Source organism: Plastoroseomonas arctica (assembly GCF_018128965.1).
Lineage (GTDB): Bacteria > Pseudomonadota > Alphaproteobacteria > Acetobacterales > Acetobacteraceae > Plastoroseomonas > Plastoroseomonas arctica.
The window spans coordinates 1-12,717 of sequence record NZ_JAAEDH010000041.1 but is presented as its reverse complement, the minus strand read 5'-3'; the positions used below and the strand labels follow the sequence as shown (position 1 = coordinate 12,717).

The 12,717-nt window shown below is 71.4% G+C and carries 12 protein-coding genes, 1 tRNA gene and 1 pseudogene; 5 read left to right on the top strand and 9 right to left on the bottom strand.

Annotated elements, in window-relative coordinates:
* From GXW79_RS21000 to GXW79_RS20990, 3 genes and pseudogenes are all read right to left on the bottom strand, one after another.
* Positions 1 to 580: pseudogene (locus GXW79_RS21000) on the bottom strand (hypothetical protein); the annotation flags it as partial.
* A gap of 106 nt (positions 581 to 686) precedes the next feature.
* On the bottom strand, positions 687 to 1,151 hold the full coding sequence (locus tag GXW79_RS20995; protein WP_211876412.1) for a nuclear transport factor 2 family protein: 465 nt from the start codon (positions 1,149 to 1,151) through the stop codon (positions 687 to 689).
* A 61-nt stretch (positions 1,152 to 1,212) separates the two neighbouring features.
* Entirely contained in the window at positions 1,213 to 2,190 is a 978-nt protein-coding gene (locus GXW79_RS20990) for a Bug family tripartite tricarboxylate transporter substrate binding protein (RefSeq protein WP_211876411.1), read from the bottom strand.
* A 160-nt stretch (positions 2,191 to 2,350) separates the two neighbouring features.
* On the opposite strand from GXW79_RS20990, the gene GXW79_RS20985 reads away from it, so the two are divergent.
* On the top strand, positions 2,351 to 2,731 hold the full coding sequence (locus GXW79_RS20985; protein ID WP_211876410.1) for a hypothetical protein: 381 nt from the start codon (positions 2,351 to 2,353) through the stop codon (positions 2,729 to 2,731).
* 5 nt (positions 2,732 to 2,736) lie between these two features.
* Here GXW79_RS20985 and GXW79_RS20980 read toward each other — a convergent pair whose 3' ends face one another.
* Complete coding sequence (locus GXW79_RS20980; RefSeq protein WP_211876409.1) at positions 2,737 to 3,660, bottom strand: hypothetical protein; 924 nt, start codon at positions 3,658 to 3,660, stop codon at positions 2,737 to 2,739.
* A 114-nt stretch (positions 3,661 to 3,774) separates the two neighbouring features.
* Positions 3,775 to 4,560 carry a 3-hydroxybutyrate dehydrogenase gene (locus GXW79_RS20975; protein WP_211876414.1) on the bottom strand — a complete coding sequence of 262 codons (786 nt, stop codon included), beginning with the start codon at positions 4,558 to 4,560 and terminating at the stop codon, positions 3,775 to 3,777.
* Between the two features lie 144 nt (positions 4,561 to 4,704).
* Between GXW79_RS20975 and GXW79_RS20970 the strand changes: the two genes are divergently transcribed.
* From GXW79_RS20970 to GXW79_RS20955, 4 genes are all read left to right on the top strand, one after another.
* A complete protein-coding gene (locus GXW79_RS20970) occupies positions 4,705 to 5,601 on the top strand; it encodes a hypothetical protein (protein WP_211876408.1) in 897 nt (298 codons plus the stop codon).
* Positions 5,598 to 7,739, top strand: a complete 2,142-nt coding sequence (locus tag GXW79_RS20965) for an adenylate/guanylate cyclase domain-containing protein (RefSeq protein ID WP_211876407.1) — start codon at positions 5,598 to 5,600, stop codon at positions 7,737 to 7,739. Before GXW79_RS20970 ends, GXW79_RS20965 begins: the two co-directional genes overlap by 4 nt.
* An 11-nt stretch (positions 7,740 to 7,750) precedes the next feature.
* Positions 7,751 to 8,785 carry a patatin-like phospholipase family protein gene (locus tag GXW79_RS20960; protein WP_211876406.1) on the top strand — a complete coding sequence of 345 codons (1,035 nt, stop codon included), beginning with the start codon at positions 7,751 to 7,753 and terminating at the stop codon, positions 8,783 to 8,785.
* A 288-nt stretch (positions 8,786 to 9,073) separates the two neighbouring features.
* Positions 9,074 to 10,561: a DUF2029 domain-containing protein gene (locus GXW79_RS20955; RefSeq protein WP_211876405.1), complete on the top strand. Its 1,488-nt coding sequence runs from the start codon at positions 9,074 to 9,076 to the stop codon at positions 10,559 to 10,561.
* A 13-nt stretch (positions 10,562 to 10,574) separates the two neighbouring features.
* Here GXW79_RS20955 and GXW79_RS20950 read toward each other — a convergent pair.
* The 4 genes from GXW79_RS20950 to rlmB all read right to left on the bottom strand — a co-directional run bounded on the left by GXW79_RS20950 (position 10,575) and on the right by rlmB (position 12,635).
* Positions 10,575 to 10,646: transfer RNA gene (locus GXW79_RS20950), tRNA-Thr, on the bottom strand.
* Between the two features lie 44 nt (positions 10,647 to 10,690).
* Positions 10,691 to 10,930 carry a hypothetical protein gene (locus GXW79_RS20945; protein ID WP_211876404.1) on the bottom strand — a complete coding sequence of 80 codons (240 nt, stop codon included), beginning with the start codon at positions 10,928 to 10,930 and terminating at the stop codon, positions 10,691 to 10,693.
* Positions 10,931 to 11,036: 106 nt separating this feature from the next.
* Complete coding sequence (locus GXW79_RS20940) at positions 11,037 to 11,801, bottom strand: 2-keto-4-pentenoate hydratase (protein WP_211876403.1); 765 nt, start codon at positions 11,799 to 11,801, stop codon at positions 11,037 to 11,039.
* A 3-nt stretch (positions 11,802 to 11,804) separates the two neighbouring features.
* On the bottom strand, positions 11,805 to 12,635 hold the full coding sequence (gene rlmB / locus GXW79_RS20935) for a 23S rRNA (guanosine(2251)-2'-O)-methyltransferase RlmB (RefSeq protein ID WP_211876413.1): 831 nt from the start codon (positions 12,633 to 12,635) through the stop codon (positions 11,805 to 11,807).
* Between the last annotated feature and the right edge of the window lie 82 nt (positions 12,636 to 12,717).

Here is a 12,717-nt window from a genome sequence, read left to right as displayed (position 1 = left end):
CGGCGTGGCGGGCGCGGAGCTGGGCGAGATCGGCATCGAGCGCCAGCGCCGCCTGGTGTGCCGCGTCGCGCGCCAGGCCGAGACGCGCGGTCTCCGCCCCCGCCAGCGCGGCCGCCTCCAGCGCGACCTCGCGCGCGATGCGGAGCGAGGCCGCTTCTTCGCGCAAATGCCGGGTCAGGGAACGCAGCACCAGCGTGCCGCGGAGCGCTTCCTCGGGCGGTGCGGGCAGCGCGAGCAGGGTCTCGGCCGGATACAGCGCGAGCCGACGCAGCACCGGCAACATGGCCGTGAAAGCGGTGGCGCGGACGCGGGCCTCGGCCTCCGCAGCTTCCGCGGCGAGGGCGGCATGGCGCTCCCGATCGAGCGCGGCGTCGTGTCGGGCGTCGACCTCCTGCACGCGTTGCGCCGTGGCGATGCGGAGCGTGGCAAGCCGCGCCTCCTCCTGTGCCAGCCGGCGTGCCTCGCCCTCGCCACCGCGGGCCGCCTCGACCGGGCGCGGCGCGCGGGACGGCCCTTGCGCCAGCGCGGGGCTGGCGAGGGCGATCAGAAGCAGGGCGCGAATCGGATGGCCGCAGAGCATCCGCTGAGCCTAGAGCGGGACGCGTCGAGGCGGAATCGCCCAAACGCCGTTCGCGCATCGCTGTGATTGCACAGGGCGGCGAGCGTCGTCCCCCCGGAGCGGGCGTTCAGGCCGCGACGGGCAGCCGCGTCGCCTGGCTCGCCGCCAGGTGCCATTGGCCGTCCAGGCGGACATAGACTTGCATCCAGCGGAAATCGTAGCTGCGGCCTTCGGTGGTGTTCAGGATCGGGCTGACCGCGGAGAGGATCACCGTGTCGCGCGAGAGCACCCGCACCGACATGTCGGAGGTGGGTGCGGTCTCGACCACCGGGTCGCCGGCGAGCAACTGCCCGACCCGCGCGTCGCGTCCGTCGACCCGGCCCGAACCATGCGTGTGGGTATAGCTCGGCGTGAACATGTCCCGCAGTCGCGCCGCGTTGCGCGCGGCGATGACGGTCGCGAAGCTGGCGCGGAAGGCCAGCACCTCCTCCCCGATCGGTCCGGCCTCGGCGAGGGTCATGACCTCGTGCGCGCGGGCGGTGCCGGCGAGCGCGAGACCCATGATGGCGGACAGGAAGATGCGGCGCTGCATGGCGGACCCCTCATGATGGCAGCCCATCCCATCGGGCGGCAGGCGGCCTGTCAAGCGCGGTTCAGTCGACCGTCGAGCCCGAGGTGCGCACCACCTCGGCCCATTTGGCGACCTCGGCGCGGAGATAGGCGGCAAAGGCGGCGCGCGTCATCGGCGCGGCCGCGAAGCCCATGGAATCCAGCCGCTCGCGCAGGGCAGGGGTCGCGAGGGCGGCGTCGATTGCGGCGTTGAGCCGCTCGGCGACCGGCGCGGGCGTGTCCTTCGGTGCGAACAGGGCGAACCAGGTCAGCGCCTCGAAGCCCGTGAACCCCTGCTCGGCGACGGTGGGCACCTCGGGCAGCGCGGGATCGCGCGCCGCGCTCGTCACGGCGAGCGCGCGGATGCGCCCGTCGCGGATCATCGGCAGCGCCGGGGGCAGGGATGTGCTGGCTACCGGCGCCTGCCCCGCGACCACCGCGGTGACCGCCTGGGCCGGGCCGAACGGCACGTGCTGCGCATCGACATGGGCGAGGCTGCGCAACAGCAGCTCCATGCCCAGATGGGTCGTCGTGCCGGTGCCGGAGGAGGCGTAGTTGAACGGCGCGCGCCGCCCCGCATCGAGCAGCGCGGCCAGGCTCTGCACCGGCATCAGCGCCGGGTTCACGGTGATGACGTTGGGCGTGTTCGCCAGCATCGCCACGGGGGCGAGGTCGTCCACCGCGTCGTAGCCGGCGCTGCGGTACAGGCTCGGGTTCACGGCGTAGGCGACCGAATGCGCCAGCAGCGTGTAGCCGTCGGGGGTAGCGCGGCGCACCGCGACGGTCGCGATGTTGCCACCGGCACCCGGGCGGTTCTCGACGATCACGGGCTGGCCGAGCGCCGGCGTCAGCGCCTGCGCCAAGGCGCGCACGAGCACGTCGGTGCTGGCCCCCGGCGGGAAGGCGACGAGGATGCGGATGGGGCGGTCCGGCCATTGCGCGGCAGCCGGCAGTGTCGCGCACAACCCAAGCGCGGCGGCGAGGAACAGCCGGCGCCAGGGGATCGTCATATCGGTGCGCATGGGCGTGCCGCCTTCTCCTTGGACGCGGCGACGGTTGCCGAAGTGCAGCGAACGGTCAATCGCGCGATGGTGATCCGCGCCACATTCAGGACACCGCGTTGCCGGTCCGGCGCCACAGCGACGGCGCATCCCTGCGGTACAGACCGATGAGGTGAATGACATGCGTTCGACCCTGATGACCATTGGCGCGACCGCCCTGCTCGCCGCCGGCATGACCACAGGCTTTGCCGCGCAGTCGCGGGCGCAATCTGGCGCCTTCGCGCTGCAGATCCAGTTCTACGAGGCGCCGCGAATCCTCGGCGAGCCGCAGCGCTACGACGACCCGAAGCCGCGCGAGGTGGAGCCCCGCGATTGGGAGCGTCGCCGCGGGGACCGCGAGGCGCGCGACCAGGCCCGCATCGAGGAAGCCGCGCGCCGCGAGGCGCAGCGCATCGAGGAGGAGCGCGAGGAGCGTCGCGCCTGGCGCCGCGCGCAGCGGAACGATGGACGCGGCGGCGATGAGCGCTTCGAGGAACTGCGCGAGCGCTATCGTCGCGAGTGATCGGCCTACGCTTCCGCCAGCAACGTCGCTGGCGGAAGCGCCCGTCCGCTGAAGGCGGCGCCGTCGATCTCGGCGGTGCCGAAGCCGCGGTTCAAGTCGAAGCCGGTCAGGCGCCAGTCATGAACGGGCAGCGGCAGCGGGCGCAGCAGCCTCTCGTGAAACCGCGTCGGCCAGCGCACGCCTTCGCGCGTGACGTGCCCGGCCACATCGACTTCCGCCACGGCCCCGCGCGTCGAACGCAGCCCATCGAGGCTGAAGCGCACGCGGCGCATCAGCCCTTCCTCGCGGTCGATGAACAGCGCGAGGCGATCGCTGGACGAAAGCCCCAGGCCCGGTGAGGCCTCGATGCGCAACACGTCGCAGGTCCAGCCCTGACCGTGGACCGCGATGACCTCGCTGCCGGACACCTCGCCGGCGAGGGTGCGTGCCACGGGCCAGCCGCCGGCGAGCAGGATCGGGCCGAGCAGAAACAGCAGGTAGCCATCGGCGACGAGCGCGGCGGCGGCGCGCTGGTCCTCATCCTGCGACGACGCATCGTTGAAGCTGACCTCGACGCTTCCCTTGGGACCGGGGCCAGCGCGACGCACCACCCGCTTGCGCCCCGATGGCCCGGTATGCGCCTGCGCGACGAGGCCGGTGCGGGGCAGCAGCCGCTCCTCCGATCCGGCGCGGAAGCCGGCATCCACCAGCACCGGCTGCAGCCGCCCGACGATCGGCGCCCACTCCCCCTCGTAGCGCAGGCTGACATCGTTGATCGCACGGAAGGCGGGCAGCCCGTGTGCCGCGGCACTGCGGTCCAGCAGCACACGCGCCTCCGGCGTTATGCCGCGCCCGGTCAGCGCGGGCAGTGGCGCGGTGCAGCCGGCGAGCGCGGGCAAGGCCAGGGCGGCAAGGAGGGATCGGCGGCGGAGATGAGCGTGTTTCGGCATGGGGCGGTCCTCAGGCGGAACCACCATCAAGCCCGGTTCGGGCCGCGCGCCAACCCCCACGCGCGGCCTCGTGTCGCACCGGGCGCGGCGTTGTCGCCGCGCCCGACCCGCGGGCTACTGCGCGGTCCAGCCACCATCGACCGGCAGGCTGATGCCGGTGACCGTCTTGGCGCCCTCGGAGCAGAGATAGGCCACCGCCGCGCCGATGCTCTCGGGCGAGGAGAAGGCATGCATCGGCTGCTTCTCGGCGACCAGCGCCTCGGTCTCCTGCGAGACTGAGGTGCGGTTCTCCTTCGCGCGCGCCTCGATCTGCTGCTGCACCAGCGGGGTGAGCACCCAGCCCGGGCAGACCGCGTTCGCGGTGACGCCGGCATTGGCACATTCGAGTGCTGCGACCTTGGTCAGCCCGAGCAGCCCGTGCTTCGCCGCGACGTAGGCGGCCTTGTGTTCGGAGGCGACGAGGCCGTGCGCGGAGGCGATGTTGACAATGCGGCCCCAGCCGCGTGCCTTCATCCCCGGCAGTGCGGCGCGCATGGTGTAGAAGGCGCCCGAGAGGTTGATCGCGATCACCTGGTTCCACTTCTCGATCGGGAAATCCTCGATCTCGGCGGTGAACTGGATGCCGGCATTGTTCACCAGGATATCGACCGCGCCGAGCGTGCCCGTCGCCATCTCGATCATCGCGACGCAGGCGGCGGCGTCGGAGATGTCGGCGGCCTGGAAGATCACGCGCACGCCGAATTCCTCGGAGAGGCCTGCACGGAGGGTTTCGATCGCGGCGCTGTCGCCGAAGCCGTTCAGCACGATGTCCGCGCCCTCGCCGGCCAGGACCCGCGCGATGCCGAGGCCGATGCCGGATGTCGATCCGGTCACCAAGGCAACCTTGCCCTTGAGATGCATAGCCATTCCTTCCTTGATCAGGCGCGCAGCCTAGACGCGCCGCCGCCTTGGCTGATGACAAACGAATGAAGCTTCCCGGAAACGCGAGCTTTGCGGCACGGCGCGCGTGACAGGCCCGCCCCGACGCGCTTTGTTCCGCACATCTTGAACGATCCCGTCCCCACCTCCTTCGCCGACATCGAGGCCAGGTTACTCGCCCGCCGCGCCGGGCCGCCCGATGCCGCCGCCGCCGCCGAGGCGGCGATGCGCTGCGCGTTGGGTGCGGCCGCCTCCAGCCCAACCTTGGCGCCGATGCTGCGCGCGGCCATCGCGGTGGGCGAAGCGGTGGAGCGCCACGGCGCGGCGTTTCCGCCCGGCGCCGAGCCCGCCTATCACGACCGCCACCACCAGGCCGAAGCGGCCCTCGGCATGGGCTGGCTGACCGCCGCCGCGCGCGAGGCCGGGCTGATCACGGTCGACCAGGCCGGGCTCGGCACGTTGGCGATGATCGGGCACGACCTGCTCCACGATGGCTCGGAAGCCGGGCCGCCCGGCCGGCTCGAGCGGCAATCCGCCGATGAAGTCGCGCAACTCGCGACCGCGCAGGGGCTGGCGGCCGCCGACGTCGCCGAGCTGCACCGTCTGATCCTCGGCACCGAATTCGCCCGTACGCCGGAACCCGGCACGCTGCTGGCGCTCGCGCGGGAGGCGGACCTGCTCGGCAGCCTGTGCCCGACGCTGGGCTGGCGGCTGAGCCAGGCGCTGGCCGCCGAGCGCCGCGCCGACGGTGACGTCCAGGCGGATCGCGTCGCGAGTTTTTCCGGACGACTTGGCTTTCTCGGCGTGGTGCCGCCGCCCACGCCGGTCGGCCGCATGCTCGGCCTGGCGGAGTCGCGCGCCGCGCAGATCGAGGCCTTCACCCGCGCCGCCGCCGATGCCGGCCTGCCCGCCGCCACGCCCGCCGCTGCCGCCGCCGCGCTGGACACGCTGCCGCGCGACGCCGCGCGCGCCTTGTATGTTTCCGCCCTGGCCGTGCTCACCGCCGGCCGCCCGGCGCCATGAGGCTGCCGCGGCTGCAACTGAGCTTCACGGTCACCTTGCTGACCGCCTTCGCGCTCGTCTTCGCACTCGGCGTCGGCGCCGTCGTCGCCGCCTTCCGCGGCGTCGGACAGGAGGTCGCGGAGGCGAGTGCCGAGCGCGAACTCGGCCAGGCGGCGCGGCTGGTCGCGGCGCGCAGCCGCGCCCTGTTCCGCCCGGTGCTGGTCGCCGCCGAGACCATCGCCGAATTCCGCCCGCTCACCGACGCGGTCGAGCCGGGGCAGGGCGATGTCGCGGCGCTGCTCGACCTGCTCGAAGGCGAGGCCGCCATCCAGGCGATCTCCGTCGGCCGCCCCGATGGCGCGCTGCGCCAGGTGCTGCGCGCCGGCGGCCTCGCGCGCGGTGCCGGCCCGACCGGCGCGCGGCCCCAGGGCGCGCGCTTCATCCTGCGCGACAGCGCCGCCGCCGATGCCTTCGGCCGGCACGAGGAATGGACCTATCTGGGCGCCGACCGCCGCGTGCTCGGCCAACAGGCGATGATGGGCGAGGGCGCCGATCCACGCGACGCGCCCTGGTACCGGCAGGCGCGCATCCCCGGCGCCGTGCAGGTCTCCCCGCTCGGCGATCTCGCGCTGTTCGGGCGGCCGGGGCTGAGCGTCAGCAATGCCTTGCGCGGCGGCGGCGTGCTCGCGCTCGATATCACGCTCGACGGGTTGAGCGCATTCCTCGCCACCCAGCGCGCCAGCCCGCGCGCGACGCTGTTCCTGATGGATGCCGACGGCATGCTGCTGGCGCACCAGGATCCGCAGATGGCGTTGCAGCGGCTGGGCGACGGGCGCACCACCTGGCTCTCGCTGCAGGCCGCGACCGACCCGCTGCTGCGGCTGTTCTGGGACGGCTATGCATCCGGCCAGCTACGCCCGGGCCTGGGTTCGCGCATCATTCTCGACAGCATGCCGATGCTGGTCGAGATCGAGCCGGTGGCCGATGTCGCGGGCCCGCCGCTGCTCGCTGTCGTGATTGCACCGCTCGAAGATTTCACCTCCGCCGTGCTCGAGGGCGTGCGTCGCGGCACGCTGTTGGGCGTGGGTGCCATGGGGTTGGGCCTGTGCGGCATCGGCGTGCTCGCCTGGCGGGTGGCGCGCCCGCTCGGCCGGTTGACGCGCGAGGCGGAGGCGATCCGCCGCTTCGAGCTCGACAGCCCGATCCGGCTCGACAGCCATATCGCGGAGGTGCAGCGCCTGGGCGCGGCGATGGGCGCGATGAAGGCGGCCCTGGGCAATTTCAGCGCCTATGTGCCGCGCGACCTCGTGCGCCAGCTGGTCGGCACCGGAGAGATGGCGAAGCTCGGCGGCGACCGCCGGCCGCTGACCGTGATGTTCACCGATGTGGAGAACTTCACCGACCTCGCCGAGAAGCTGGAGCCGGAGGAGGTGATGCTGATCACCTCGGCCTATTTCGACGCCATGACCAAGCGCCTGCTGCTCGACGGCGCGACGATCGATAAATACATCGGCGACTGCGTGATGGCGCTGTGGAACGCGCCCCGGCGCGACGCGGAGCACGCCGCGCGCGCCTGCCTCGGCGCGCTGCACGCGCAGCGCGTCAGCCAGCGGCTGGAGGGCGAGTTCGCAGCGCGCGGCTGGCCGCGGCTGCGCACCCGCTTCGGCGTGCACACCGGCGAGGCGGTGGTGGGCAACGTCGGCTCCTCGGACCGGCTGAGCTACACCGCCATCGGCTCCATGGTGAACCTCGCCTCGCGGCTTGAGGGTCTGAACAAATACTACGGCACCGGCATCCTGATCTCGGACGCGGCGCGGCGCGCGGCGGGCGATGGCTTCCTCTGCCGCTCAGTGGACCTGGTGCTGACCAAGGGCTCGCACATCCCGATGGAAGTGTTCGAACTGCTCGGCACCACCGATCCCGCCGACGGGGATGATGTCGGCGTCGCTGCGACGCTCGGCACCGGCCTCGACGCCTGGTCAGGTTTCATCGCGGATTACCGCGCCGGGCACTTCGCCGCCGCACGCGAGCGGCTCGCACGCTGGCCCGACTGCGCCGGTTCTCAGCGGCTGCGCGCCCGCTACGCCCAGCGCCTTGAATCCCTGGGCGAGGCGGCCGAGCCCGGCTGGTCGCCGGTCATCTCCTTCGACAACAAGTGAGGCCTCCCACCATGCCCGACCCGACCGAGAAGCCGCCGAAGAAACGCATCAAGCTCGCGCTCCAGGGCGGCGGCTCGCATGGTGCCTTCACCTGGGGCGTGCTGGACCGGCTGCTCGCCGATGACCGCATCGAGGTCGAGGCGCTGGTCGGCACGTCCGCCGGGGCGATGAACGCCACCGTCGTGGCAGATGGCCTGTCCCGCGGCGGACCCGCACTCGCGCGCGAGATGCTCGACCAGTTCTGGAACGGGGCGGCAAAGCTCGCCGCGCGCTCGCCGATCCAGCCGACGCCGATGGACCGCGCCGCCGGGAATGGCAGCATGGACTACCAGCCGCTGTTCCACATGGCCGACATGCTCTCGCGCATGTTCTCGCCCTATGAGCTGAACCCGCGCAACCAGAACCCACTGCGCGACCTGATCGACGAGGTGGTGGATTTCGAACGCCTGCGCGCCGCGGTGATGCCGCGCCTGTTCGTCTGCGCGACCAACGTGCTGAACGGACGCCTGAAGGTGTTCGAGCATGCCGAGATGACGCCCGACGCGGTCATGGCTTCGGCCTGCCTGCCGATGCTGTTCCAGGCGGTCGAGATCAACGGTGCGCATTACTGGGATGGCGGCTATTGCGGCAACCCGCCGATCTTCCCGCTGATCTACATGAGCGGGGCGCCGGACATCGTCATCGTCCAGCTCAACCCGATCAACATCCCCGAGGTGCCGCACGGGTCGCGCGCGATCCTGGACCGGGTGAACACGCTGTCCTTCAACTCGTCGCTGATGCGCGAGATGCGGATGATCAAGTTCATGACCGACCTGATCGACAAGGGCGAGCTGGATGCAAGCAAGCACACCCGGGTGAACATCCACTGCATCGATGCCGAGGAGGAGCTCGCCGGGCTCAGCGCCTCGTCGAAGATGAACGCCGACGCGGCCTTCCTGAAGCGGCTGCGGATATTGGGCGAGGCGCGGGCGGAGACCTTCCTGGCCGAGCATTTCGACGCCATCGGACACCGCTCGACGACAGATCTCGTGGCCCGTTTCTTCTGATCGGAATGGTGCTGGTTGCATTGATGTCCGCGACTGCAACCAAATAATATAGATTATACAAACACTTACGTGATTTTGCAGTGCAGCATCGCGTCGGATAGTCTGCTCCTGGCGATGAATTGAAGCTCTGGAGTGATGATGACCTTGGAACACGCAAGGAGCGACACAAGCCGCGTTCGGCGGGGCGGCACCGGCCCTGCCCCCGGGCAGCGCATGGACGGGTCGCCTTGAGCGATGCGCTCTGGCTCCCCTGCGGCGGACCAAGGTTCGGCTCTTAGCCTGTTCCTGTTGCTGGCCGCCGCAGGCCTGCTGGTCGGCGGCAACCTGCTCGTCGAGGGCCACGCCCCGATGAAGGACGACGTCGCCTGGCTCATCCACGTCGCGCAATCCTGGCTCGATGGCGGCCAGCCCTATGTGACCGAGATCGAGATCAACCCACCGCCGATCATCTGGTTTTCCGCCCTCGCGGTGTCGGTTGCGCAGCTGCTCGGCAGCTCGGTGATGATCGTCTATCCGGTGATGACATCCCTGCTGATCGCCCTGATCGCGTGGTGGGTCGCATCGCTGATCACGCGCCTTGGCATTATCGGCTCCGCCGGTGCCGTGTTCATACTGGCGATCGTTGTGCTGCTGTTCGTCCCGACCGGTGAGTTCGGCCAGCGCGAGCACCTGATCGCCTGCTTGGCACTACCGTGGCTCGCCTGGCGCGCGGGGGCGAAGGATGGGCGGGCGGCCAGCCGACCCGAGGGCTTCGCGGCGGGCCTGCTCGTCGGCATCTGCTGCGCCATGAAGCCGACCTTCCTGGTGCCATTCCTCCTCGTCGAGCTGGTGATGTGGCGCCGCCGCCGCGCCATCGCGTGGGCGGGCGTGGCGGGCGCGATCTGCGCGGGTGCGGCCATGCTGCTGCTGTCGCTGTTCCTGCATCCGGCCTACCTGGCGCAGGTCGTGCCGCTCGCCATCGCATTGTACCACGCGCCGTTCGACTTGGCGGTCATGGTGCCGCGCGGCGCGCTGCTGCTGGGTGGGGTGCTCGCCTGCACCTGGGCGCTGTGGTGGCTGCGCCGGGCCGAGCTGCGCGACGGCGACCTCACCGTTCTGCTGCTGGTGTTCGCCACCGGCGCGATGGTCATCTACCTGTCGACGGGGCGCGGCTGGTTCTATCAGCGCATCCCCGCGACCGTCGCGACGGTGCTCGCGCTCTGCTCGCTGGTCGCGCTGTCGCCGAAGCGATTCGGGGTGCGCGGCGCGGCGGCGGCGATGCTGGTGGCGCTCGCCTTCCAGGCGGGTGCGCGATACCTGCCGAAGGTGAGCGTCGCGAGCGGTTATGCTCCAGCACTTTCCTACCAGATCGCCGAGGTGGTGCGGGCGCAGGGCGCGACGCGGCTGATGGCGTTCAGCAGCACGCTGGGGATGGGTTTCCCGATCGTGGATCTGACTCACACCCGCTGGTCGTCGCGCTTCCCATCCATGTGGGCGGTGCGCAGCGAATTGGCGGCGGAGCAGGCCGAAGGCGGTGCTGCCGCGTCGAGCGTCGCACGCCGCTGGGTGGTGGAAGATTTCCTGACCGCCTGTCCCGAGATCGTGGTGGTCGATCACGCCGACGGCGTGAACTACCCCGAAGCGCTGTCCGATTTCGATCCCGCCTTTGCGCGCGCCTGGTCCGGCTACCGGCGAATTGCGGGCCCGGCGGGCGTGGAGATGTTCCATCGGCCGCCCGATGCACCGCCGTGTTCACGCGCGGGCCACTTCGTCTCCGGGCTGGAACGGCGCAGCTAGCGGGCCGATCGAATGCCGGGTGAGGGGATCGAACCCCCGACCTTCGGTTTACAAAACCGCTGCACTACCGCTGTGCTAACCCGGCGCCGGCCCGATGTAGCGCAGCGCGCGCCGCGGCGACAAGCGCGCTCAGGCATTCCCGAAGGCGGGTCGATCATGGCCGAAGCCATCCTCGTTGGTGGCGCGCACGACCGCCGCGAAGAGGCGCAGCGCATCCGGACCGCCGCGATCGAGGAGCAGCCCGTCCTCCATCTCGGCGGCGAGAAGTTCGGCGTGCTGCGCGAGTGTCGCCGCCGCGCGTTTCAGTGCCTCCCGCGAGAGGGTCAGCTGCACATCATCCGGCAGCACGGTCCATTCGGCCTGGCGCATGATGGGCCTTCACGTCAACTCCGGCCCTATTGGCACTTGCCTCGCCCTTACCGGCGACCAAGGCATCCTATCGGCGCGATGGTTCGCGAATGCTTAAGGCCTCGCATCACGTGAAGCGGAGCGTGACGGAGCCGAGCCCGGTGAAGACCACCTCGACCAGCCCGGGCCCATCGAGCCAGATCGGCGGCGTCACCGAACCCAGGAAGACCACCTGACCGGCGCGCAGCCCCCCGAAGGCCGCGGCGCATCCGCTCGCCGCCAGCCAGGCGAGCGCGTTCATCGGGTGGCCGAGCAGGTCGGCGCCCACGCCCTCGCCCTTGGACACGCCATCCACCGTGATGCGCCCGGCGACCGCGCCGAGGTCGATCCCCGGCCAGCCCGCCGCCGGCGCGCCGCAGACGCCGCCGGCATGGAACACCTGGTCCGCGATCAGCGTCGGAACGCCGAGCATGCCGAGGTCGCCATAGCGCTTCTCCACGATCTCGATGGCGGCGAAGACTTCGGCCACGCATTCGGCTGCCTCGTCGGCCGTGCAGGGGCCGGCCGGCAGGTCGCGGCCGAGGCGCACGCCCACTTCGCACTCCACACCTGGCGCGAGGAAGTCGGCGAAACGCAGTGTCGCGCCGGGCGCGTGCAGGCCCTCGGCCGCGACGAAGCCCGCGACAGGGGCGGAGAGGCCCAGATAGGCCTGCATGCCCTTGGCCGTCGCGCCGATCTTGAAGCCCGCAGGCGGCACTGCGCCCGTGGCTTCGGCCACGCTGCGCTGAACCGCGTAGCCGGCGGTCTCATCCGGCGGTGCCGCCGCGCCGAGCGGCGCGAGGATGGTCCTGCCGCGCCTGGTGGCGAGGATGGCGTCACGCGCTTCGGTCATGGATCATCCCTCCCCTCGGGCGAATTCATACAAGGCGATGGCGGCGGCGTTGGAGACGTTGAGGCTCTCCATTCGCGCATCCATCGGCAGGCGCGCGAGCTCGTCGCAGCTTTCGCGCTGAAGGCGGCGGAGGCCGCTCTCCTCGGCCCCCATCACCAGCGCCACGCGGCGGTCTCCGATGGATTTGCGCACCTCGGCAAGCGTGGCCGGCGCGCTCGCATCCATCCCCACCACCCAGAACCCGGCCTTCTGCAAGGCCATGATCACGCGGGAGAGGTTGACCTCGCGCAGCATCGGCACCTTCTCCAGCGCGCCGGAGGCAGCCCGCGCCAGCGCACCCGTCTCGGGCGGCGCGTTGCGGTCCTGGACCACCACGGCCGCCGCGCCGAACGCTGCCGCCGAGCGCAGGATGGCACCGACGTTGCGGGGGTCGGTCACCTGGTCGAGCAGCAGCACCGGGCCCTGGCTCATCACGATCAGCCGCTCCAGCGGCGGCGGATTCAGCGGCTCGGTGAGGAGCGCGGCGCCCTGGTGCAGCGAATCCTCGGGCAGGAAGGTGTGGAAGCGCGCCTTCTCCACGCGCTCCGCCGTCAGGCTGCCCCAGGGCTTGGGCAGCACCTGCATCATCGCCTCTTCGGCGTCGGCGGTCAGCAGCAGGCGGCGGTTGCGCCGGGCGGGGTTGGCCAGAGCCGCGGCGACGGCGTGCATGCCATAGATCCACAGCGTACCGGGTCCGGCGGGCTTTTCGCGGATCTGGTCGGGCGCGGGCTCGCGGGGCGTGAAGGCCGGCTCGGCGCGCGGGGCGGCGGAGCGGTGGCCACCACCATCGGGCATGAAGCGCGGCTTGGGTGCCGGGCGGGCGCGTTCGAGGCGCTCGGGCGGAGGGGCGGCGCGGCCGCGGCCGCAGCGATAGGGT

Bases quoted from the DNA above. Each gene is read 5' to 3' on its own strand.
- GXW79_RS20985 (WP_211876410.1), top strand. From the start codon at position 2,351: ATGCGTTCGACCCTGATGACCATTGGCGCGACCGCCCTGCTCGCCGCC.
- GXW79_RS20945 (WP_211876404.1), bottom strand. From the start codon at position 10,930: ATGCGCCAGGCCGAATGGACCGTGCTGCCGGATGATGTGCAGCTGACC.
- GXW79_RS20965 (WP_211876407.1), top strand. From the start codon at position 5,598: ATGAGGCTGCCGCGGCTGCAACTGAGCTTCACGGTCACCTTGCTGACC.
- GXW79_RS20975 (WP_211876414.1), bottom strand. From the start codon at position 4,560: ATGCATCTCAAGGGCAAGGTTGCCTTGGTGACCGGATCGACATCCGGC.
- GXW79_RS20990 (WP_211876411.1), bottom strand. From the start codon at position 2,190: ATGCGCACCGATATGACGATCCCCTGGCGCCGGCTGTTCCTCGCCGCC.
- GXW79_RS20980 (WP_211876409.1), bottom strand. From the start codon at position 3,660: ATGCCGAAACACGCTCATCTCCGCCGCCGATCCCTCCTTGCCGCCCTG.
- rlmB (WP_211876413.1), bottom strand. From the start codon at position 12,635: ATGCCCGATGGTGGTGGCCACCGCTCCGCCGCCCCGCGCGCCGAGCCG.
- GXW79_RS20995 (WP_211876412.1), bottom strand. From the start codon at position 1,151: ATGCAGCGCCGCATCTTCCTGTCCGCCATCATGGGTCTCGCGCTCGCC.
- GXW79_RS20960 (WP_211876406.1), top strand. From the start codon at position 7,751: ATGCCCGACCCGACCGAGAAGCCGCCGAAGAAACGCATCAAGCTCGCG.
- GXW79_RS20940 (WP_211876403.1), bottom strand. From the start codon at position 11,801: ATGACCGAAGCGCGTGACGCCATCCTCGCCACCAGGCGCGGCAGGACC.